19 protein-coding genes and 1 tRNA gene are annotated in these 22,643 nt (G+C 68.8%); 8 read left to right on the plus strand and 12 right to left on the minus strand.

The features are described from left to right. The first annotated feature begins 62 nt into the window (after positions 1–62). Complete coding sequence (locus AC07NS_RS18680) at positions 63–773, plus strand: metallophosphoesterase family protein (RefSeq protein WP_494605632.1); 711 nt, start codon at positions 63–65, stop codon at positions 771–773. A gap of 259 nt (positions 774–1,032) precedes the next feature. After that, on the plus strand, positions 1,033–2,271 hold the full coding sequence (locus AC07NS_RS18685) for a site-specific integrase (protein WP_494605634.1): 1,239 nt from the start codon (positions 1,033–1,035) through the stop codon (positions 2,269–2,271). 292 nt (positions 2,272–2,563) lie between these two features. Here AC07NS_RS18685 and AC07NS_RS18690 read toward each other — a convergent pair. The 8 genes from AC07NS_RS18690 to hisD form a co-directional block, all read right to left on the minus strand. Next, positions 2,564–2,639: transfer RNA gene (locus tag AC07NS_RS18690), tRNA-Phe, on the minus strand. Between the two features lie 101 nt (positions 2,640–2,740). Continuing rightward, the gene (yacG, locus tag AC07NS_RS18695; protein ID WP_494605636.1) at positions 2,741–2,911 is read right to left on the minus strand and encodes a DNA gyrase inhibitor YacG; all 171 of its coding nucleotides are present in this window, start codon (positions 2,909–2,911) and stop codon (positions 2,741–2,743) included. After that, a complete protein-coding gene (locus tag AC07NS_RS18700) occupies positions 2,908–3,948 on the minus strand; it encodes a ribonuclease E/G (RefSeq protein ID WP_494605638.1) in 1,041 nt (346 codons plus the stop codon). The genes yacG and AC07NS_RS18700 overlap by 4 nt, the downstream gene beginning before the upstream one ends. Further along, positions 3,945–4,544 (minus strand): Maf family nucleotide pyrophosphatase, encoded by a 600-nt coding sequence (locus tag AC07NS_RS18705; RefSeq protein ID WP_494605754.1) that lies wholly within the window; start codon positions 4,542–4,544, stop codon positions 3,945–3,947. The genes AC07NS_RS18700 and AC07NS_RS18705 overlap by 4 nt, the downstream gene beginning before the upstream one ends. A 13-nt stretch (positions 4,545–4,557) precedes the next feature. Continuing rightward, a complete protein-coding gene (infA, locus tag AC07NS_RS18710; RefSeq protein WP_004617696.1) occupies positions 4,558–4,776 on the minus strand; it encodes a translation initiation factor IF-1 in 219 nt (72 codons plus the stop codon). 98 nt (positions 4,777–4,874) lie between these two features. Beyond that, positions 4,875–5,333, minus strand: a complete 459-nt coding sequence (locus tag AC07NS_RS18715; RefSeq protein ID WP_494605640.1) for an arsenate-mycothiol transferase ArsC — start codon at positions 5,331–5,333, stop codon at positions 4,875–4,877. 4 nt (positions 5,334–5,337) lie between these two features. Next, a complete protein-coding gene (locus tag AC07NS_RS18720) occupies positions 5,338–5,814 on the minus strand; it encodes a UPF0262 family protein (protein WP_494605642.1) in 477 nt (158 codons plus the stop codon). Between the two features lie 21 nt (positions 5,815–5,835). Beyond that, positions 5,836–7,122: a histidinol dehydrogenase gene (gene hisD, locus AC07NS_RS18725; RefSeq protein ID WP_494605644.1), complete on the minus strand. Its 1,287-nt coding sequence runs from the start codon at positions 7,120–7,122 to the stop codon at positions 5,836–5,838. A gap of 136 nt (positions 7,123–7,258) precedes the next feature. On the opposite strand from hisD, the gene AC07NS_RS18730 reads away from it, so the two are divergent. Both AC07NS_RS18730 and AC07NS_RS18735 read left to right on the plus strand, forming a co-directional pair. Beyond that, on the plus strand, positions 7,259–8,959 hold the full coding sequence (locus AC07NS_RS18730; RefSeq protein WP_494605646.1) for an Hsp70 family protein: 1,701 nt from the start codon (positions 7,259–7,261) through the stop codon (positions 8,957–8,959). After that, a complete protein-coding gene (locus AC07NS_RS18735; protein ID WP_494605647.1) occupies positions 8,956–10,731 on the plus strand; it encodes a hypothetical protein in 1,776 nt (591 codons plus the stop codon). The genes AC07NS_RS18730 and AC07NS_RS18735 overlap by 4 nt, the downstream gene beginning before the upstream one ends. A 4-nt stretch (positions 10,732–10,735) precedes the next feature. Here AC07NS_RS18735 and AC07NS_RS18740 read toward each other — a convergent pair whose 3' ends face one another. Beyond that, entirely contained in the window at positions 10,736–11,581 is an 846-nt protein-coding gene (locus AC07NS_RS18740) for an enoyl-CoA hydratase-related protein (protein ID WP_494605649.1), read from the minus strand. A gap of 63 nt (positions 11,582–11,644) precedes the next feature. After that, the gene (locus AC07NS_RS18745) at positions 11,645–13,237 is read right to left on the minus strand and encodes a carboxyl transferase domain-containing protein (RefSeq protein ID WP_494605651.1); all 1,593 of its coding nucleotides are present in this window, start codon (positions 13,235–13,237) and stop codon (positions 11,645–11,647) included. A 113-nt stretch (positions 13,238–13,350) separates the two neighbouring features. Between AC07NS_RS18745 and AC07NS_RS18750 the strand changes: the two genes are divergently transcribed. Continuing rightward, positions 13,351–15,084, plus strand: coding sequence for a patatin-like phospholipase family protein (locus tag AC07NS_RS18750; RefSeq protein ID WP_494605756.1), 1,734 nt, complete (start codon positions 13,351–13,353; stop codon positions 15,082–15,084). A 237-nt stretch (positions 15,085–15,321) separates the two neighbouring features. Here AC07NS_RS18750 and AC07NS_RS18755 read toward each other — a convergent pair whose 3' ends face one another. Beyond that, positions 15,322–16,092: a methyltransferase domain-containing protein gene (locus AC07NS_RS18755; protein WP_494605653.1), complete on the minus strand. Its 771-nt coding sequence runs from the start codon at positions 16,090–16,092 to the stop codon at positions 15,322–15,324. Between the two features lie 141 nt (positions 16,093–16,233). On the opposite strand from AC07NS_RS18755, the gene AC07NS_RS18760 reads away from it, so the two are divergent. After that, positions 16,234–16,386 (plus strand): hypothetical protein, encoded by a 153-nt coding sequence (locus AC07NS_RS18760; RefSeq protein WP_158285952.1) that lies wholly within the window; start codon positions 16,234–16,236, stop codon positions 16,384–16,386. A gap of 86 nt (positions 16,387–16,472) precedes the next feature. On the opposite strand, the gene AC07NS_RS18765 is transcribed toward AC07NS_RS18760, so the two are convergent. After that, positions 16,473–16,871 carry a hypothetical protein gene (locus tag AC07NS_RS18765; protein ID WP_494605655.1) on the minus strand — a complete coding sequence of 133 codons (399 nt, stop codon included), beginning with the start codon at positions 16,869–16,871 and terminating at the stop codon, positions 16,473–16,475. Between the two features lie 1,326 nt (positions 16,872–18,197). Here AC07NS_RS18765 and AC07NS_RS18770 point away from each other — a divergent pair. Then, positions 18,198–21,365 (plus strand): TonB-dependent receptor, encoded by a 3,168-nt coding sequence (locus AC07NS_RS18770; RefSeq protein ID WP_494605657.1) that lies wholly within the window; start codon positions 18,198–18,200, stop codon positions 21,363–21,365. A 133-nt stretch (positions 21,366–21,498) separates the two neighbouring features. Further along, positions 21,499–22,314: a hypothetical protein gene (locus AC07NS_RS18775; protein WP_494605659.1), complete on the plus strand. Its 816-nt coding sequence runs from the start codon at positions 21,499–21,501 to the stop codon at positions 22,312–22,314. Positions 22,315–22,643: the final 329 nt, after the last annotated feature.

The following is a 22,643-nucleotide window of genomic DNA, read 5'->3' on the forward strand; positions in this document are numbered from 1 at the left end:
TAGGCCGCACGCTCGGCCCAGCTTCCCCATTCCCAGGCCCTGACGGCCTTCCTGAGCCTTCCATGAGACTGATCTATGCGATCGGCGACCTACACGGCCGCGCCGATCTCCTCGACGCGGCCTGCGCCGCGATCCAAGACGACGCGCCCGGAGCCCACAAGCACGTGGTGTTCCTGGGCGACTACGTCGACCGGGGCCCTGACACCAAGGGTGTCATCGAGCGGCTGATGTCGTTCCCGCCCAACACCGTCACCTGCGTGCGCGGCAACCACGAGCAGATGATGTGCGACGCCTACCGCCAGCGTGAGCGAACGCCTGTCGAGCAGTGGCTCGGCAACGGCGGCGACGAAACTGTGGCGAGCTACCTGACCGGATACCGGCCGGAGAGCCGTCAGAATTTCTGGGACGCCATCCCCGAGGAACACATCGCCTGGATGGAGTCCCTCCCGGTCATCGTCGACACGGAGACCCGGGTCTTCGTCCACGCCGGCCTCATGCCGCACGTCCCGATCGCCGACCAGGACGAAGAGGTCGTCACGTGGATCAGGACGAAGTTCCTGAACGCGCCGGCCGAGGCATTCCCTGACGGCAAGCACATCGTCCACGGCCACACCCCCAGCCACTCCCTCAAGCCGCGCGGTCGCGAGCCCGAGCTGCTGCCTCACCGCACCAATCTCGACACCGCCGCCTACGCCACCGGAATTCTCGCCATTGGTGTGTTCGACGCCGACGGAGCCGGTGGGCCCATTCGTGTTCTCAAGGTCACCAAATGAGCGAAAATCTTTCTGTTACAGCCGCCCCAGCGGCCGTCCCGCTGTCCGAAGACATGCTTGAAGGCGCCGCCGACATCGCGTGTTTCCTTGGTCCCCGGTGGACGGCAGGCCGGGTTCGGATGGCGAAGCACCGCAAGCAGCTCCCGATCCACTCGAAGCCGGGCATTGGCCTGTACGCTTTCAAGAGTGAGATCGAGGCGTTTCTCAAGGCTCCTCCGACCCCCGCTGAGCCGCCCGCCAGCCACTAGCTGGAGGCCCCATGGCCAGTATCGATAAGCGAGAGAACGCGGACCGCAGCATCACTTGGCGGGTCCGATGGCTCGACAAGAACGGCGCCCGCCATACCAAGTCCTTCGACACCCACAAGGAGGCCAAGGCTCACAAAGTGGCTGTCGAGGGCGGCACGATCGGCGGGGCGAAGATGACCTTCCGGGCCCTCACCGAGGACTTCATGATCGAGGCCAAGAGCCACGAGGAAGAAGGCTCGTTGGAGTGGTCGACGGTCAAGCAGTATGGGGAGCACATCGCCCACCTTCTGGCGACTGGCGACTTCGCCGAGACCCAGATGCCGGACCTCACGACGCCCACGGTCCACGCCACCCTCACCCAGCTTCGTACCGACGGCATGTCGCCCAAGATGGTACGGAAGGTTCGGCAGACGCTGAATTCGATCTGCAAGCACGGGGTGGTGACCGGCGCGCTGCCGGCCAATCCGGTGGTCTCCACGCGGGTCAAGGTCTCCCGCCAGCAGCTGGAGAAGGCCCAGGTGCTGAAGGCCAGGAAGCTGGTCTTCCCCTCAAAGCCCGAGGTCGCCGCTCTGCTCGCGGCGGCCGACGCCCGGGCTGTGAGCGACAAGGGATACGCTGCTGCGGTCATCCGATTGCTGGTCCATTGCGGTCTGCGCATCTCGGAACTGCGCGGCCTGCCGGTGGACGCCCTCCAGCTCGACGCGGAGTCTCCGCACGTGCTGATCTACCAGCGAGCCGACCAGCGCGGCGTGATCGGTCCCTGCAAGACCCTCAACTCGGAGCGCGAAATCCCCCTGGGTCCTTCGACGGTCGCGGCCCTCAGGACGTGGCTCAAGGCGGCGCCAAAGCCCAAGATCAAGGCATCACAGCCCCTGGTCTTCGGCAACCGAGAGGGCAAGGTTCAGAGCTATCCGAACTGGCATGCGCGCTTCTGGGCGCCCCTCAGCGGAGAGGCCGGCATCGCCGAGCCCATCGTCCGCATCCGCACCAACCGCAACAAGATCGCGCGGCCCAGGGAGAAGGTGCAGGGCTGGCAGGCCAACTATCACCCCCACCTTCTGCGGCACGTCTACGCCTCTAACCTGATCGCCCAGAAGCTCGACCACAAGAAGGTCATGGCCCTCATGGGCCACGCCAACATCGGCATCACGATGGACGTCTATGGGCACCTCTGGAAGGACGCGACACAGGACGCGGCGATCGGCGCGGCGACCGAAGCGATGTTCGAGGCGCCGGCCAGGGCGGCATAAAACTGGTCCACGATTGGTCCACGCCATGGGCCCCGCCGGAGACGGCGGGGCCTTCTTTTTTGGGGGTTCTGAACCTTCTAAGGCCCGCAAACCCTTGTGGGGCTTGTGGTCCAGGCCCTGGTCCGTGGACCAAACGTGGACCACTCAGGATTTGCGGCGTTTTGAGACGCAGCGTAACATACTGTTTTTGCACGTGTTTCCTGTTGCACCCCGAAACGCATAGAGGTGGGTTAGAAGACGTGCGAAAGCGCCCGCGAGGGGCGCTCAAGTGCTTGATTTTGTTGAGGAAAGGTGGTGCCTGGGGCCGGAATCGAACCAGCGACACGCGGATTTTCAATCCGCTGCTCTACCAACTGAGCTACCCAGGCCCTTGGACCTTCGAGGCGGTGAAGGCCGCCCCGCCCCCGCCCTGCGGCGAGGAGCCGGGTCTATAGGAGAGCCCGACGGGCTTGTCCAGCGCCCTTTTCGACTAATTGTCGAAGTCTGTGGACAGCGGGTTTTCCTCGTCGTCCTGGCCGCCCGGAACCACGTAGCGGTCCGACAGCCAGCGCTGAAGGTCGACGTCCGCGCAGCGCTTGGAACAGAAGGGCCGGGCCTCCTGCGTCGACGGCTTGCGGCAGATCGGACAGGGACTGCTCATGACGCGGAGACCTCGATGCGGTCGGTCGGCCAGCCGGGCTCGACCGAGACCGTGAAGCGCCGGCCAAGGCGGTCGGCGACGCCGGCGTCGAGAGCCGCGAAGGATTCGGCGACAGACGGCGCGCAGCGGGCGACGAGGCGCGCGCCGGGATCGGCCCGCCCTTCCCGTTCCAGGGCCCGCGCCAGGCGGCGGGCGGCGTATTGCGGCGTCCAGGCCCCGTTGCGCCCGACCAGGCGCTCCATGACCGGCGTGGCGCGGCGCGGCACGGCCATCTCCAGCGCCCCGAACTTGCTGAGGCCGGCGATGGCGACGCCCGGGTTGTCGGGCGCGAAGGCCACGCGGGCGGCCGAGGTCAGGGCCTGGCCGTCATGGCCGCGCCCCACCAGGTCGAACACCACCAGCCCGCCCAGCCCCTTCAGGCGCAGCACGCGGGCGGCGACGGCCAGGGCCGCCAGGTTGGCCTGGCGGGCGGCGCGCTTGGCGTCCCCCTCGCGGCCGCCCAGGTCGACGTCGATCGACACCAGGGCGCGCGTCGCCTCGACGGCCACGTCGCCCCCGCCGGGCAGCGAGAAGACGGTTTCCAGTATATCGGCCTCGGCCGCCTCGACGGCCTCCAGGGCGCGTTCGCCCTGGGTCGGCGAGCCGGACTTCACGAAGTGGCGCAACTGCTCCTCGAGCGTCGGGGCGGCGGCCAGCACGCGCGGCTCGCCCTCCCCTTCGGCGATGAACCGGGCCACGGCCGACTTGTCGGCGCGCGAGGCGGTGCGGATCTCGATCTCGACTAGGCCGCCCTGCACCAGCTTGGGCATGTCAGGCTTGATCGGCAGCAGCACGTCGGCGCCGCCCGGCAGGGCCACGAAGGCGGCCCCGAAGGCCTTCTCGATGGATTTCACCCGTGCCACGCCGCGAACGCCCTCGGCGTCCAGCGGATCATCGCCCGGCCATTGCACGATCAGCCGCTCGGGCCGGCCGTCCAAGGTGACGACGCCGACGGTCTCGCCGACGCCCTTGTAGAGGTATGCGCGACGCTCGCTCATGCGGCGGCCGCGCGACGGGTCCAGCCACGTCCTTCGAGCATGCACAGGGTCTCGTACAGCGGCAGGCCGACCACGCTGGGATAGGAGCCCTGCAGATCGACGATGAAGCCGCCCGCCACGCCCTGCACGCCGTAGCCGCCGGCCTTGCCGCGCCATTCGCCGCTGGCGACGTAGGATTCGAACTCGGCGTCCGACAGCCGCTTGAACACCACCCGAGTCTCGATCACCCGCGAGCTGATCCCGCCGTCCGGCCCGATCAGGGCCACGCCCGTCAGCACCTTGTGGGCGCGGCCGGTCAGCAGGCCCAGGCAATGGCGGACGTCGGCCTCGCTCTCGGCCTTGGGCAGGATGCGACGGCCCACGGCCACCACCGTGTCGGCGGCCAGCACGAAATCGCCCGGCGAGCGGGCGGCGACGGCGCGCGCCTTCTCCTGCGCCAGGCGCAGGGCGTGGCGACGTGGGGTCTCGTCGCGCAGCGGCGACTCGTCGATGTCGGCGGGATCGACCCGGTCGGGCGTTACGCCGACCTGAGCCAGAAGGTCCAAGCGCCTGGGGCTCGCACTGGCCAGGACCAGCGAAGGCTGGGCGACCGTCATGCGCACGCCCGGCTTACTTGAAGCGGTAGGTGATACGGCCCTTGGTCAGGTCGTAGGGGGTCATTTCCACGAGCACCTTGTCACCGGCCAGCACGCGGATGCGGTTCTTGCGCATCTTGCCGGCGGTGTGGGCGATGATCTCGTGATCGTTCTCGAGCTTCACGCGGAACGTGGCGTTGGGCAGCAGTTCGCTGACCGTGCCGGGAAACTCGAGCAGTTCTTCCTTAGCCATCAGGCCTCTCAAAAGGGGTTCAATAGCAGAGCGGCCCGCGCGACCCGGAAACGAGTCGTGACGCGAGCCGCGGCTGCGAGGCGGGGCTTATAGCGCATTCACCCCCCGAACGTCGATGGTGTCCCGAAACGCCGACGAATCGCGGCCGAAAGCGTGTCGCGAACCTCGCGATAGGCTGCCAGCATGGCGTCCCGCGAGCCCTCGGTCACCAGGGTCGGATCATGGGTCGGCCAGTACTCGATCTCGACCGAACGGTCGCGCGACAGCTCCACGGCCCGGTGCTGGGCTTCCGGGGTCAGGGAGACCACGACGTCGAAGCTGTCGTCCTCCAGCTCGGCGAAGGTCTTGGGCTTGTGGGTGGCCACGTCGACGCCCAGCTCGTCCATCACCGCCACCACGAAGGGGTCGATCCCCTCCCCGGCCGGATCCGGCTTCAGGCCGCACGAATCCACATACGCCCGCGTGCCGTAGAAGCGCTTGAACAACGCCTCGGCCATCGGCGAGCGCACGCGGTTGTAGTTGCAGGTGAACAACACCGCATCGGGCAGATCCGACACGCGCTCAGCCCCGCCAGTGCAGCGCGCAGATCAGGGTGAAGAGGCGCCGGGCCGTGTCGAGGTCGGTCTTGACCTTGCCCTCCAGCCGCTCGCGCAGCAGGCCCGAGCCCTCGTTGTGCAGCCCCCGCCGGCCCATGTCCAAGGCCTCGATCTGCTGCGGCGTCGAGTTGCGGATCGCCTGGTAGTAGCTGTCGCAGATCATGAAGTAGTCGCGGATCACCCCGCGGAACGGCGACAGCGACAGCAGGTGCCGCTTCTCGTAGCCGCCGCCGGTGATGTCGAGCGCCAGCCGATTCTCGATCAGCGAGAGCTTCAGGTCATAGGGCCCGCCCTCGGCCTCGGCCGGCTGGAAGTAGTTGCCGTCCAGCAGGTCGAAGATCGCCACCTGGCGCTCCTGCTCCTGGTCGCGCGAGGCGGCCGCCAACGAATCCTCGTCGATGGCGATGCTCTTCAGGAAGTGCTTGCTGGCGTCGTCGGACATGTTGGCGGCGAGGTTGGCCCGTCAGTTCTTGGAAGGCAACCGAATGGACGCCGACAGGGCGTGGGCCGGCAGCCCCTCGGCCTCCGCCAGCGCCGCCGTGTGCGGACCCAGGATGCCGAACGAGGCCGCGTCGCACTTCACGATCGAGGTGCGCTTGATGAAGTCGTAGATCGACAGGCCCGACTGGAAGCGCGCCGCGCGGCTGGTCGGCAGCACGTGGTTGGAGCCGGCCACGTAGTCGCCGATGGCTTCCGGCGTCAGGCGGCCCAGGAAGATCGCGCCGGCGTGGCGCACCCGATCCGACAGAGCTTCCGGGTTCTCCAGAGCGAACTCGACGTGCTCGGGGGCGATGGCGTCCACCAGGGCCGGGCTCACGTCCAGCGGGGCGATGATCACCGCGCCGTGGTCGCGCCACGAGGCGGCGGCGTCCTCGCCAGTCGACAGGGTCTTCAGGCGCTCGGCCACGGCGGCCTCGACGGCGGCGGCGAAGTCGGTGTCGTCGGTGATCAGGATCGACTGGGCGGCCGGGTCGTGCTCGGCCTGGCTCAGCAGGTCGGCGGCGATCCAGTCGGGATTGTTGTCCTTGTCGGCGACCACGACAATCTCCGACGGACCGGCCAGGGCGTCGATGCCGACCACGCCGTACAGGCGGCGCTTGGCGGCGGTGACATAGGCGTTGCCAGGGCCGACGATCTTGTCGACCGGCTGGATCGGACCCGCGCCATAGGCCAGGGCGGCCACGGCCTGGGCCCCGCCGATGCGCCAGATCTCGGTGACGCCGGCTTCTTTCGCGGCGGCCAGCACGGCCGGCTGCAGCTTGCCGGGCGGGGTGACCATGGCGATGCGATCGACGCCCGCCACCTGGGCCGGCACGGCGTTCATCAGCACGGTCGAAGGATAGGCCGCCCGGCCGCCGGGCACGTAGACGCCCACGGCCTCCAGCGGCGTCCAGCGCCAGCCCAGCTCGACCCCGGCCTCGTCGGTCCAGGCCTGGTCGGCCGGACGCTGGCGGGCGTGATAGACGCGGATGCGTTGGGCGGCGAAGGCGATGGCCTCGCGCACCTCTTGCGAGCACTCGGCGGCGCCGGCCTCGATCTCCTCGGCGGTGACGCGAACGGTCTCCGGCGTCAGCTCCACCTTGTCGAAGCGGCGGGTGTAGTCGAGCACGGCCTCCAGACCGCCATGCTTCACCGCTTCCAGAACGTCGCGCGCGGCGGCGTCGACATCGGCCGGCGAACCGCGGCGCTCGTCGAGGAAGGCCTTGAAGGCCTGGGCGAAGTCGGGGCTGGAGAAGTCGAACCTGCGCATGGCGCCTAGATGCGCGTTTTTTCCGCCGGGGCAAGGGAGAAATCCCCCATCCGCCATCAGCCCGGCCTCCCGCCCTTGGTTCTCGCCGCGCCCGAGGCTAAACCCAAGCTTGAGTTTGCGTATCGGGGGACGTGGCGTGATCATCGGCATCGATCTGGGAACCACCAACAGCGCCGTGGGTGTCTGGCGGGAGGGCGGGGTCGAACTCGTGCCCAACAGCCTGGGCTCGGTGCTGACGCCGTCGGCCGTGGGCCTCGACGACGATGGCGCCCTGCTGGTCGGCCTGGCCGCCCGCGAGCGTCGCTCGACCCACCCGCACCTCACCGCCACCGCCTTCAAGCGCTACATGGGCACGACCCGCGCCACCAAGCTGGGCAAGCAGTCCTACCTGCCCGAGGAGCTGTCGGCCCTGGTCCTGGCCCGGCTGAAGGCCGACGCCGAGGCTTGGCTGGGCGAGCCGGTGACCGAGGCCGTCATCACCGTGCCGGCCTATTTCAACGACAAGCAGCGCAAGGCCACCCGCCGCGCCGGCGAGCTGGCTGGGCTGAAGGTCGAGCGCCTGCTCAACGAGCCCACCGCCGCCGCCCTCGCCTACGGCATCCACGAGCTGGCCGACGAGACCCGCTTCCTGGTGTTCGACCTGGGCGGCGGCACCTTCGACGTCTCGGTGCTGGAGATCTTCGAGGGCGTCATCGAGGTGCGCGCCTCCACCGGCGACAACCGGCTGGGCGGCGAGGATTTCAACAAGGTGCTGGTCGACCGCCTGCGCGCCGCCCACCGCGAGGCCCTGGCCGCGGATCTCGCCAGCGAGGCCCTGTCCACCCGCCTGGACGCCGCCGCCGAGAAGGCCCGCCGCGCCCTGACCACCGCCGATCGCGCCGAGATGGCGATCGTCTGGAAGGACCAGCCCTACACGCTGGAGATCACCGCCGAGGACTTCGAGGCCGCCGCCGCGCCGCTGCTGGCCAAGCTGAAGGAACCGGTGACCCGCGCCCTGCGCGACGGCGGCCTGCGCCCCGACGAATTGAAGGAGATCGTCCTGGTCGGCGGCGCCACCCGCATGCCGGTGGTGCGCCGCGCGGTGACCCGCATGTTCGGCCGCTTTCCCTCGACCGCCGTCCATCCGGACGAGGCCGTGGTGCGGGGCGCGGCCATCCAGGCCGGCCTCAAGAGCCGCGACGCCGCGCTCAAGGACGTGGTCATGACCGACGTCTGCCCCTACTCCCTGGGCGTCGACGTCGCCGAGCACGGCCCGATGGGCTCGATGCGCACCGGCATCTTCTCGCCGGTGATCGAGCGCAACACCGTCGTCCCCGCCAGCCGCATGAAGCTGTTCAGCACCATGCAGGCCGGCCAGCGCAAGGTCGCCTTCGGCATCTACCAGGGCGAAGCCCGGATGGTGGCCGACAACGTCCGCCTGGGCGAGGTCGAAATCGCCGTGCCGCCCGGCCGCGCCGGCGAGGTCCAGATCGAGTGCCGCTTCAGCTACGACGTCAACGGCCTGATCGAGATCGACGTCCTGGTGCCCCAGACCAACGAGCGCCGCCAGCTGGTCATCGTCGACGAGGACGACAAGAACGCCCCCGACCTGGAGCAGCGCCGCGCGGCTCTGGCCGCCCTCAAGGTCCATCCGCGCGACGCCGACGCCAACCGCGCCGCCGTGGCCCGCGCCCAGCGCTGCTACGAGCTGTTCCTGGGCGACATGCGCGAGCATGTCGGCGCGCTGCTGTCGCGGTTCGAGGGCGTGCTCGACGGTCAGGATCCGCGCCAGATCGAGACCGCCCGCCAGCAGCTCCAGGCCGCCCTGGACGAGATCGAAGGCGAGAGCTTCCTGTGAGCGGCCTCATCGACGACGAGGACGACATCTGGGCGGTGCTCGGCGTAGAGCCGACCCGCGACCGCGACGTCATCCGCCGCGCCTACGCCCGCAAGCTGCGCGTCACCAATCCCGAGGACGACGCCGAGGCCTTCATGCGCCTGCGGGAAGCCCATGACGAGGCGATCCAGCGCGCCCAGTGGGACTGGATGTGGGACGACGATGAGAGCGAGGACGGCGGCGACGAGGCCGCCGACGCGGCGGTCGCCTCTCCCGAGCTCGTCAAGCTGGTCATCGAGGCCGGCGCCCTGACCACGCTGCTCGAAGGCCGTCCCGCCGCCCCGGCAGCCCCGCCGCTGCTGCCGGACGCCGCCACGCAGCAGGCCGAGGAACTGCGGGCGAGGTTCGAGCGCCTGGAGGCCCTGCTGGGCGGCCAGGACCGTCCCGCCCCCGCCGAGCTGACCGCCGCCTTCCAGGCGGTGCTGAACGCCGAGGCCCTGGACGAGATCGCCGTCGCCGACGCCGTCGAGGCGCGGGTCGCCGACCTGCTGCTGCGCGCCGCCCCGCGCTCGGACCCGCTGCTCGCCCCGGCGATCGACGCCTTCCGCTGGCGACGCACGGACCTGCGCTTCGAGCCCGGCCCGACCGTCCAGGCCGTCATCGAGCGCTGCGACTTCGTCGAAAGCCGCGACCGGATGCTCCAGTTCGACGAGCAGGCGCGGGCGGTCATCGAAGTATTGCAAGGCCCACCGACGGCCAAGGTCCCCCTGAGGCGTCGCCTCAACCCCGGTTTCGAAATCGCCATGCGGGACATGCTGGGCCGCATCGGCCACGGCGACGGCGCGCTGATGGCCGACTTCGACGCCACGACCGTCGCCCTCTGGCGCCAGCGCTACGCGCGGCCGCGCCTGACCTCGGGCATGCTCTGGTTCACCGCCCTCGCGCCGCTGCTGGCCCCGCTGATCGCCGCCGGCTACGGCCTGCCGATCCCGGCCGTGCTGGGAACCTACGTCGCCGCGACGGCAGCCGTCCTGGCCGTCCAGCTCTTCTATCTGCAAGGCTATCTGCGCCTGAAGACCGCGTGGGAGGCCCATCGCTCCTGGCGCGCCGGCGTCCTGGAGCGGGTCGGCTGGGCGCCGCTCAGCCTGGCGCTGCTGCCGGCCTCGGCCCTGCTGCCCGACACCCTGTGGAGCGCGGCGATCGTCGCGGGGCTGGCCACGCCCATCCTGGTCTGGACCTTCGTCACCACCGACCCGCCCTCGCCCCTGACCCATCCCCTGCACCAGCGGCTGCTGGCCCAGGTGGTGCCGTTCGCCTGGGTGCTGAGCCTGCCGATGTTCGACGTCGACGACGCCGTCACCCAGCCGATGATCGTCGCCCTGGCGGCGGTGGCGGCCGTGGACTTCCGCGGCGGCGCGCTGTCGAGCCAGGTCTGGCATCTGGAGATCGGCAAGATCGCCCGCGTCGTCGGCACGCTGGCCCTGCTGGCGGCGGCGATCGCCGTCGGCGCCGCGGCGTGGCGGATGATCGGCGAGACACCCCCAGCCTGGGCGCCGCTCTGCGTCGCCGCGATCCTGGCCCTGGCCATCGGCCATCGCGCGCCCGTCGCCGCCCTGGGCGAAGACATCGCGAAGATGCGCTACTACGGCATGTTCGCGCTGTTCTGGATCAGCAGGGGTTTCAACGCCCTCGTCGACTCCTGGCTGGTCACCAGCGCGATCTGGATGTTGATCGGCATGGCCGTCGGCCTGATCCTGTCGCTCGCCATCGAGGTTCGCGACAGGACCCGCTGAGCCTCTAGCCCTCCGCCACCCAGCCAGGCTTCCGCTTGGCCAGGAACGCCCGCACGCCCTCCTGCCCCTCGTCGGACACCCGGCGGCGGGCGATGCGGCGGGCGCTGTCGTCGATCAGGCCGCGGTCGATCTTCTCGAAGGCGAAGTCGTTGACCAGGGCCTTGGCGTCGCCGATCGCCCCGGGAGCGCAGGGGATGACCTCCTCGATCAGGGCGTCCTGGGCCGCGACCAGCCCCTCGACGTCGTCGAACACCTCGTCGATCAGGCCGTAGCTCCAGGCCGCATCGGCGTCGAACACCCGGCCCGTCGCGAACAGCAGCTTGGCCGTGCGCGGCCCCAGGGCCGCGATCACATAGGGGCTGATGGTCGCCGGAGTGAGACCCAGCTTCACCTCCGAGAAGGCGAACTTGGCGTCGGCCGTGGCCAGGGCGTGATCGCAGGCCGCGACCAGGCCCGCGCCGCCGCCGAAGGCCGCGCCCTCGACCAAGGCCACGGTCAGGGCCGGGATGTCGTGCAAGGCCTTCAGCATGTGCGCCAGCTCCAGCGCGTCGGAGCGGTTGTCGTCCTCGCTCCAGTCGGCGGCGGCGGCCATCCATTCCAGGTCTGCGCCGGCGCAGAAGGTGCCGCCCACGCCGCGCAGGAACACCACCCGCACGCCCTCGGCCCCGTGCAGGGTCTCGAAGGCCTGGTTCAGCGCGGCGATGGTCGCCTGGTCGAAGGCGTTCTTCTTCTCCGGCCGGTTGATCCACACCGTCACCGCCCCGTCGGGCGTGGAGTCGATATGGACCAGCGGGCTCATGGCGTCGGTGTCCGGCACCTCGACGATCGGGTCGGCGATGGGGTTGGTCATGAGCACGCTCCTTCTAATGGGAAGTCTAATGGTACGCCCAAAGCCGAGGTTCCGCTTGAACCGTCACATCCTGAAGACGCCGAAGGTCGTCTCCGGAATCGGCGCGTTCAGGCTGGCCGATATGGCCAGACCCAGCACGTCGCGGGTTTGAGCCGGATCAATGATCCCGTCGTCCCAAAGCCGCGAGGTTGCGTGGTAAGGATTGCCCTCGTCCTCGTAGCGCTGGCGGATCGGGGCCTTGAAGGCCTCGGCCTCTTCATCGGTCCAGGTGGCCGCGTCGCGGTGCACCGTGGCCAGCACGCTGGCGGCCTGCTCGCCGCCCATCACCGAGATCCGCGAATTGGGCCAGGTGAAGAGGAAGCGCGGGCTGTAGGCCCGGCCGCACATGCCGTAGTTGCCCGCGCCGAAGCTGCCGCCGATCAGCACTGTGAACTTCGGCACTTCCGCGCTCGCCACCGCCGTCACCAGCTTGGCGCCGTCCTTGGCGATGCCGCCGGCCTCGTACTTGCCGCCGACCATGAAGCCCGAGATGTTCTGCAGGAACACCAGCGGGATCTTCCGCTTGCAGGCCAGCTCGATGAAGTGCGCGCCCTTCAGCGCGCTTTCGGAAAACAGCACGCCGTTGTTGGCCAGGATCGCCACCGGCTGGCCCCAGATCCGGGCGAAGCCGCAGACCAGCGTCGTTCCGTAGAGGGCCTTGAACTCGTCGAACACCGAGCCGTCGACGATGCGGGCGATGATCTCGCGCACCTCGTAGGGGGCGCGCACGTCGGTCGGCACGACGCCGTAGATCTCCTGCGGATCGTAGAGCGGCGGCTCGGCGTCCATCACCACCGCCTCATGACGCTTCTCGGCGTTGAGGTTGGCCACGATCGAACGAACGATCTCCAGGGCGTGCTCGTCGTCGTCGGCCACATGGTCCACCACGCCCGAGCGCCGCCCGTGGGTGTCGGCCCCGCCCAGTTCCTCGGCGCTGATCACCTCGCCGGTGGCGGCCTTCACCAGCGGCGGGCCGGCCAGGAAGATAGTGCCCTGCTCGCGCACGATCACCGTCTCGTCGCTCATCGCCGGCACATAGGCCCCGCCGGCCGTGCACGAGCCCATGACGCAGGCGATCTGGGCGATGCCCCGGGCGCTCATCCGCGCCTGGTTGAAGAAGATGCGGCCGAAGTGGTCGCGGTCGGGAAACACCTCGGCCTGGTGGGGCAGGTTCGCGCCGCCGCTGTCGACCAGATAGACGCACGGCAGGCGGTTCTGCTCGGCGATCTCCTGGGCGCGCAGGTGCTTCTTCACCGTCATCGGGAAATAGGCGCCGCCCTTCACCGTGGCGTCGTTGGCGACGATCATCACCTCGCGGCCCGAGACCCGGCCGATTCCCGCGATGATCCCCGCGCCCGGCGCCTCGCCCTTGTAGAGGTCGAAGGCGGTCAACTGGCCGATCTCCAGGAACGGCGAGCCGGGGTCGAGCAGACGCTCCACGCGCTCTCGCGGCAGCAGCTTGCCGCGCGCCGTATGCTTCAGGCGCGCGCTCTCGGGGCCGCCCAGGGCCGCGGTCGCGACCCTTTCACGCAGTTCCTCCGCCAGGGCCGTGTTGTGCGCAGCGTTTTTCGCGAACGAAGCGCTGTTCTTGTCAATAAGCGTGTTCAGCTTCGGCATAAGCGAGGCATAGCCTTTTCCGTTTCCCACCGAAAGCGGCGATATTCGACCTCCAGTGGCCAAGTTCCGCGCATCGGTCTAGCGTCCGTCTCGTGGTCACCCTTCCAGACTTCATGGCCGATACGGCCCTGGCCCGGTTGTTCTCGCGCGAACGGCGCGAGGGCGACGCCGCCTGGTTCTCGTTGCCGGGCGGCTCCCTACTCTATGCGCCCGGCGAGGCCTCCGACCACCTCTACTTCCTGCGCACCGGGCGCCTGGGGGCGTTCCGGCGGGAAGAGGGCCAGGAGCCGCAGTTCCTCGGAGTGATCCGCCCGGGCGAGCCGGCCGGCGAGATGGCGATGATCGCCGGCGCCCCGCACTCGGCCCACATGGTCGCCCTGCGCGATTCCGAAATCCTCGCCCTGCCCCGCGCCGCCTTCTTCGAGGCGGTCGAGCAGGATCCCGACGTGATGATCGAGCTGTCGCGGCTGATGATCCGTCGCGCCCGCCAGGCCGGGGCCCACGCCTCGATCGGCGATCCTTCCGTCTACGGCTTCATCGCCGCCGGCGACTGCCACGCCATCCGCCCGATCGTCGAGCGCATCGGCCGCTGCATCGCCGCCCTGGGCTACGCCGTCACCGTCGAGGGCGGCGAAAGCCTGCTGGCCCCCACCGAGTGGTTCAGCCGCGTCGAGCGCAGCCACGACTTCGTGCTCTACGTCGCCGAGGCCCACGAGACGGCCTGGAAGCATGTGGTCGGCCGCCAGGTCGACCGCCTGTTCCGCGTCGGTCGCGGCGACCAGGCCCCGCCGCCCGAACCGCCGGCCTACGCCTCGCGGCCGCTGCAGGCCCAGCGGCTGATCGACCTGATCCTGATCCAGCCGCCCAACGCCGAGCGACCGCAGGGTTCGCAGGGCTGGCTGGAGGCCACCGACGCGGCCCGCCTGTTCCACCTGCGCGAAAACCGCCTCGCCGACGTCGAGCGCCTGGCCCGGGTGCTCACCGGCCAGTCGGTGGGCCTCGTTCTGTCCGGCGGCGGCGCGCGGGCCTACGCCCACATCGGCGCCATCCAGGCCCTGCGCGAGCGCGGCGTGCCCATCGACTTCGTCGGCGGCGCCTCGATGGGCGGCATCGTCGCGGCGGGTCTGGCCATGGGCTGGGACGACGGCGAGATGGAGGCCCGCATCCGCAAGGCCTTCGTCGACACCAGCCCGCTCGACGACATCGCCTTCCCGCTGGTCGCCATGACCCGCGGCGAGAAGGTCAAGGCCCGCCTGCACGAGCATTTCGGCGACATCGACATCGCCGACCTGTGGCTGCCGTTCTTCTGCGTCTCGTCGAACCTGACCTCGGGCGCCTATCACCTGCACCGCTCAGGGCCGCTGCACCGGGCCCTGCGCGCCTCGATCTCGCTGCCGGGCGTGCTGCCGCCGGTGTCCGACGGCGACGCGGTGCTGGTCGACGGGGCGGTGATGAAGAACTTCCCGGCCGACGTCATGCGCGCCTTCCAGCTTGGGCCGATCATCGGCGTCGATGTCACCCGCGGCCGCAGCATCACCGCCGCCGACGTCCACCGCCCCGCCTCGCTGTGGCGCTGGCTGCTCTCGGGCGAATGGCGCAAGGGCCCGCCGATCGTCGCCCTGCTGATGCGCGCGGCCACCGTCTCCACCGGCCGCGACCTCGCCGCCAGCCGCGAAGCCAGCGACGTCCTGATCACCCCCAAGCTCGACAAGATCGACATCCGCGACTGGAAGGCCTTCGAACCGGCCGTCGCCGCGGGCTTCGAAGCGGCGGCGGTGGCGCTCGACAGCCTGGAGACGGCCGTGGCGGAACTTCGGCGCAGGAAGAGCCTGGCGGAGATGGAGTAGTTTTCTAATCCCTCTCTCTTTGAGTGAGGGAGGGGCCCGCCGCGAAGCGGTGGGAGGGTGAGAGATTTCACCGTCAGCCGGCGAAACTCGATCCCTTCAGCCAAGAGCTAGATCCCGCGACAACTGCCGAATACCCGACTAACCGCGCTCCGTTCGGAGAGAGTGTAACCTCTCACCCTCCCACGCCTTACGGCGCGGGCCCCTCCCTCTCTCTCAGAGAGAGGGTTCAAAGACCCCCTACCGCCGCGCCACCACGAACAACCGCGTGAACGGCAGCAGCGTGATCCCGTCCTCCCGCTTCGGGTAGTCCTCCGCCAGCCGCGCCCGCCAGGCGCTCAGGAACGCCGTCGTCTCGGCGCCGTCCAGCCGCTCCAGATACGGCCGCAGGCTCGTGCCCGAGGTCCAGTCGATGATCGGGTCCTCGCCCTCCAGGGCGTGGACGTAGATCGTCGCCCAGACGTCGAGATCCGACGCCAGCGGTGAGAGCCAGTCGTGGTAGGCGCGCGGATCATGGCCCGCCCGCACGCCGTCGAGATCGGCCAGCTTGCCGGCCCACGGACCGTCGGCGGCGACCTCGCGCAGGCTGCGCCGCCAGCCGGCGTCCTCGACCTGCGGGATCTGGCAGGCCAGCACCCCGCCGGGCGCCAGGCTGCTCAAGAGACGCGGGAACAGCGTGTCGTGTCCGTCCAGCCACTGCAGGGCCGCGTTAGTGAAGATCAGGTCGGGCGGGATCTCGGGGCGCCACGCATCGATGTCGCCCAGGATCCAGTCGACATCCGCCCCCTGCCCCTTGGCGCGGGCCAGCATCTCGGGGCTCGAATCCAGGCCATGAACCACCGCCTCGGGATGCCGGGCAGCCAGCAGGGCGGCGTGCTCGCCGGGGCCGCAGCCCAGGTCCCAGATCTCGCGCGGGGCCAGATCGCGGGGGATCTTCAGCATCAGGTCGAGGGCGGGGCGGTCGCGATAGGCGCGATAGCGGGAATAGACGTCTGGATCCCAGGCGGGCATGGCGCGACTCGCTGCGACAATTCGCGCGCGACCATGACGGCCCGCGACCGTTTTGTCGCATATGAAACTATCTCCGGCGTTCCTATCTTTACCAACAACAGGCGCCGCTGTCGGCGCTGTCTTGAACAAGGAACCACCGCCGTGACCCGCATCGCCGCTTCCGCCGCCTCCGCCCAAGCCCCGCGCGCTCGCGCCGTGGCCCTGGCCGCGCGCGTGAACGGTCCCCGCGTGGCGGCGCTGGCGCTCAATCTGGGTCTCTGGTCCCTGATCCTCCTGGCCTGGCGCGCCCTCTAGCCAGCCCCAGGAGGTGCGGCCCCGGATCGTGCATTGTCCCCCCTTTGCGCGGTCCGGGGTTGCTCCCCACCAGTCGGTGAACAAGTCTAGTCGGTGACGACCCTGCGCTCGACCACCCTGCCGTCCGGGCCGAGCCTGATCACCAGCCATTCGGAATCGATCCCGAACAGCCCCCGCTCGTCGCCCAGCCAGTAGACCAGGTCCCAGTCGGCGAAATAGTCGGTGTTGGTCGGCTCGCCCAGCAGGCCCACGACCTCTCCCCGCGTCCGCCGTTCCAGCCTGTGGGTCAGCAGCAGCGCGCTGACCATGGTGACGCGCTGGTCTCTCCGCGCCGGATCCTTCCAGCGGGCCTCGCTGAACAGCCGCACCGGCAGATAGCCCGTCATCCAGGCGCCGGCGGCCGTGACCGCCAGGACAAGGCCGAGGAAGACGCCCAGACAGCCGAACAGGACAGGTTTTCGCGGGGCGGTTCGGTTTTCGCTCATGCCCCCGCATAGCACGCGCCTGCGACACCGCGCCTCTTGCCAACGGCCCGCGCGCACCCAACCTTAGTCTTGCGTCAGGGTGTGACGCGCAGCCGAAAGGAGGTGACCCAGTGTCTCATTTGTCGAAAGCGAATGCGCTGGAAAGCTCCGTGAAGATCGAAGGTCTGAACTGACCCCAGCGCTTTAGCGGACAAATGCCGTCTTTCGGTCGTGCGCGAGCATCGACCGACGAGCGGATCGGAAGCCTCGGACCCTGCGTCCGGGGCTTCTTTCGTTTCAGGTTCGGGCTTTGAAGGAAATCTGACAGCCCTCCACGGGCGTCACGGCCCGCGTCGCGGGCGAAAGTCGAGACTCGCCAGGCGCTTTGGCGCCCAGGCGAGCCCCCCCATTGAATGGATCGTCCGCCTCCCTGCGGGACGCGGACGAGGAAGTCGGGCGTGCTCGCAACCCCTTGCGAAACCCGCCCACGCGACAGCGTCGGTTACGGCACAAAAACACAAAGCCGAGAACGCCGTCATTTATCGCTGGTAACAAAAGACCGCTCAAAGACACCGGTGTCGTCGCGGTTGACGTCGGGCCGTGAACTGACCCTGGAAGACGCCGTCGAAACGGACCGGTGGAAAACTTGTCCCTCCCTGCTGCCTACCCCGTACGGCCGGCGGCGAGGGCGGGGCGAGCGAAGGGACCAAGGGGGCGGATTGCCATCTTCTGTCGTCTCCTCTCGATCCGATCTTGTCGTCGGCCGGGCGCGCGGACGCGCCGAATGTCGACACGATGAGCAGGATTAGCGCCAAAATCAAGCACTAATCCCGATTGTTGCGAGAGCATTCCACCATGTGGGAACACAGTGCTTTAATTGTCACATAATTGCGGGCAGGCGGCGACTCGGCGGGAAATTATCTCCGCGACGTTGACTCTTTGCGTCAGCTTGGAAATGGATGGATCACGCCCGTAGCAGAGACCAAAGGTCCGCGGCGGGCGGCAGACCGTCTCATAGAAGCGACGCCGCGTGTACGCTCACGCCAGGCTCGCACCGGATCGAGAAAGACAAGCGACAAGGGGCCGCCATCGCGCCAGTCGTCGCCAGGCAGGCCCCACCCCGTGCTCGCCGCCAGGACGTCCGCCCGCGCACCGCGCCGGGCGCCGCCTCTCGTTCCCCCTCCCCTCGCCGCGGCCAAGGCCCGGACGCCTCCGATTCGACTGCCGGTCATCGTCGGACGCGCCCATCGCCCTGGCCTCCATCTCAGCAAATCGGCCGGCCGCGCCGCATGGCGCCGCACGGCCCGAAAGACAGGGCGGAAACGCCCTCGCACTTGGAGGAATACTATGAAGGTCGACAGCAAGATCCGGCGCGAAGCCGGGCTGATGCGCACCACCGGGATGACCGCCATCCTGCTGATGATCGGCGGCGGCGCCGCCTTCGCGCAGACGACGCCCGCGCCGTCGCCCGCCCAGGCCGCGCCCACGTCTTCAGCTGACTCCAACGTCGAGAACGCCGTCGAGGAAATCGTCGTCGTCGGCACCCGCGCCAGCCTGCAGTCGGCCATGAGCCGCAAGAAGCGCGCCGGCACCGTCTCCGACTCGATCGTCGCCGAAGACATCGGCGCCTTCCCCGACAAGAACGTCGGCGAGGCGCTGGGCCGCGTCACCGGCGTGCAGCTGGCCCGCGACTTCGGCGAAGGCAACGCCGTCTCGATCCGCGGCGTCGAGCCCGACCTCAACCGCGTCGAGATCAACGGCGTCAGCGCCCTGTCGACCGCCAGCAACCTGTCGGTCTACGGCGGCGGCGGCCGCTCGAACGACTTCCGCGAACTGCCGTCGGAAATGGTCAAGTCGATCGACGTCTTCAAAGGCTTCACGGCCGACATGACCGAAGGCGGCGTCGGCGGCACGGTCAGCGTCACCACCCGCAAGCCGCTGGACTTCAAGAAGCCGACCCTGTCGTTCACCGCCTCGGCGCAGAACCTCGACACCCTGCCCGGCTGGAAGCCGCGCACCAGCGTGTTCGGCGCCACCCAGCTGTTCGACGGGCGCCTGGGCCTGATGGGCAACGTCAACTACGACCGCGTCCTGACCCGCGGCGACTTCGTCGACAACAACGCCTGGGCCCTGCTCGGCGACTTCGACAACTCGGCGGAAAAGACGCTCGACTACTACAGCCAGACCTACGGCAAGGCCGTCAGCGACTACATCGCCGGCTTCGACACCGAGGCCAGCTGCGCTACGGCCGTCACGCCCGACGCCTCGCTGCTGACCACCGCCCAGACCCGCACCGCCTGCGAAAGCCAGTGGTACGACTACAGCCCGCGTGTGCCGCGCTACCGCGTCTGGACCCGTGACGACACCCGCACCTCGGCCGAGTTCACGGCCCAGTACAAGTTCACCGACAATCTGACCGCCTTCGTCACCTACCAGAAGAACAAGCGCGAACAGATCCTCAACGACATCAACTACGGCACGGGCCTGACCAACCTCGACCCGCTGAACCGTTCGTCGAACGCTTGCGCCCGCGTCACCGCGGCGACGGCCCAGAACGTGCCTGGCGTGAAGGTCGACGCCAACCACAACGTCACCGAATACATCGTCGGCGACTGCCTCACGACGGCCAACCGCGGCGGCAACAACGCCTTCAGCATCTCGTCGCGCGACTTCAAGCAGACCAACGATTCCGACTACATCACCTTCGGCGCCAACTTCCAGAACGACCGCTGGAAGATCGATTTCGTCGGCGCCCGCGGCAAGACCAAGACCCTGAACCTGACCAACAACGCCTCGGTGTCGTACAACACCCCGGGCCTGAAGGTCACGATCGACCCGAACAACGGCTCGGCCCCGGTCTTCACTTTCGCCGACGGCTTCAGCCCGTCGGACGCCGCCGCCGTCAACCAGTGGCAGATCCAGTACCGTCCGTCGGACTCCAAGAACACCGAAGACCAGTACAAGATCGACTTCGAATACCGCGCCGACCTGCCCTTCCTGAAGAGCGTCAAGTTCGGCGGCCGCTATTCGAACGCCGAGACGGGCGGCTACGGCTACGGCGGCTTCATCGTCAGCGGCGGCGCCAACCTGGCCAGCGCGCTGGACGACACGGTGATCTACGCCAACTCGGTCAACTCGACCGCCACCGTGGTCAACGGCCAGGCCGCCGACCAGACCGCCGCGATCCTCGGCAACGCCTATCAGACCACTTACTGGAACTCGACCGAGACCTGGTCGCGCGCCTTCTCGAACGCCCTGTTCGCCCAGGCCATGGTCGATCTGCCCGACAACTTCTACTACGGCGGCTCGGGCCTGCCGAACAGCTGGAAGTATCCGTCGTTCAAGGCGATTTCCCAGTACCTGGATACGTCGCACTTCAACCTGGACAACCTGTACACGACCACCGGCAACGACGGTAAGCAGTACAACCAGATCCCGTACAACGTCACCGAGAAGAGCGACGCCCAGTACATCCGTCTGGACTACGGCTTCCCGCTGCTGGGCCGCGACATCATCGGCAACTTCGGCGTCCGCCGCGTCCACACCCAGACGACGGCCGCCGGCCAGTACACCCGTCGCGAGACCCGCCTGGTCAACGGCGTGGCCTCGACCGCCGTGGTGGCCAACACCCTGACGTCGATGACCAAGGACTACACGGTCTATCTGCCCAGCTTCAACATCCAGGGCTGGCTGATCGACAACCGTCTGAGCGCGCGCTTCGGCTTCGCCCAGCTGATGGCCCGCCCGCTGGTCAACTACCTGATGCCCAGCATGACCTGCACCATCAACTACACCAACGACGGCACCTCCGACGACGGTCCCGACAGCTGCGACGCCGGCAACCCGGCGCTGAAGCCCTATCGCGCCAACCAGTACGACCTGTCGTTCGAATGGTACCCCGACAGCGACACCCAGCTGTCGGCCGGCTTCTTCTACAAGGACATCCGCTCGTTCTACCTGTCCTCGCGCTCGAACCTGGGCCAGCAGGACGTGTTCGGCGACGGCACCCTGTACTTCTACAACACCTACGTGAACGGCGACGGCGCCAAGATTTCGGGCGTCGAACTGACGGCCAAGACCGCCTTCACCTGGCTGCCAGGCCTGCTGTCGGGCCTCGGCGCCGACGTCAACTACACCTACCAGAAGGCCTCTGACGTGGGCGTCTACAGCGGCGTCGACGGCTCGGCCCTGCCCTATCCCGGCCTGTCGAAGACCAGCTACAACGCCACCGTCTGGTACGAGAAGGGCCCGATCAGCGCCCGCCTCGCCTACAACTACCGCTCGGGCTACCTGCTCACCGCGTCCGACACCCTCGGCCAGCCGGTGTTCAAGGACGCCACGGGCTATCTCGACGGCAAGTTCACCTGGCGTCCGGGCCCGCAGGGCCTGTCGCTGTTCGTCGAGGGCAAGAACCTGACCAAGGAAGACGAATCCAGCTGGGCCGGCGACACCCGCCTGATCAACAGCAACTACTCGGGCCGCCGCTTCTTCGTCGGCGCCTCGTACAAGTACTGATACCTAGCGCCCATCGCGCTGAAAGCGGGCCGCTCCGGATTACCGGGGCGGCCTTCTTTTTTGCATCCTTGCAACATTGGCAGAACGTCGGTTTCCGAATAGCCTCGCTTGCAGGTTCGGAAGGGGGCTTTCGATGCCGTATCGGCGCGCGCACTTCTATGTCCTGGCGATCTTCCCGCTGGCGGTCCTGGCCTTCTGGCCGGCCTACCTGTCGCAGGTCTCCACGGCCTCGATCGATCTCCACGCCCACGGGATCACCGCCACCCTGTGGCTGTGCCTGCTGGTCGCCCAGAGCGCCCTGATCCATGGCGGAAACCGCGCCACGCACCGCACGCTCGGCTTCTGCAGCCTGGCCCTCTTCCCGCTGTTCCTGGCCGGCGGCTCGGGGATCTTCCTGGGCATGGCCCGCCGCCTGGTCGCCAACGTCTCGCCGTTCTACGACCTCTACGCCGCGCGCCTAGCCTGGCTCGACATCGTCGCCGTCGCCAGCTTCGCCTGGTTCTACCACCAGGCCCTCGCCCGCCGGCGCACGATCGGCCCGCACGCCGGCTACATGCTGGCCACCAGCATCTTCCTGCTGCCGCCGATCCTGGGCCGCCTGGCGCCGATCCTGCCGCCCTTGGCCATCGCCGGTCCGCAGGACTTCTGGAAGCTCGGCGTCGGCTTCCAGCTGGCCAACGCGGTCACCGCCGCCATCGCCCTGGTCGTCGCTCTCCGCGCCGGACCCGACGGCCGCCCCTTCCTGCTCTCCGCCCTGCTGACCGCGGTCGGCGCCGTGCTCTTCCAGTTCGCCGGCCCGCTGCCGGCCTGGCGGGCCCTCTTCGTCCGCGCCGCCGACCTGCCGCCCCTGCCCTTCGCCCTGGCCGCCGCCATCGCCGGCTGCGTCGTCGCCTACGCCGGCTGGCGGGCGGGAGAAGAGGTGCTGCCCAAGAGCGCGGCGACGGCCTGATCCTCCCCCGTAAAATCCCCGCGAAAGCGGGGATTTTACGGAAGGAAGGGGGACGGAGAGCCGCATCCCCACCTCTCCCGCCCACAACCCCTTGAAATCCTTCCGCCCAACGCCCCTCCATCCGACGCCGCTCGCGTGGCTGCATAATCACCAGGTCTCGAGGCGATGGGGAGGGCGCGCGGCCAGCGACCTTCGCGGCCCCGGGATGCGATCGAGCGGGGCTGGGGCGGATTGGGAAGATCCGTCGTGTCCGGGACCTGGCGCTGGCCAGGCCCGCCCGCCGTCGGCTTGGACGAGGATTACAGAGCCCCCCCTCTCCTCGTCGCCGT

The organism is Caulobacter sp. GW821-FHT10A10 (genome assembly GCF_059415745.1).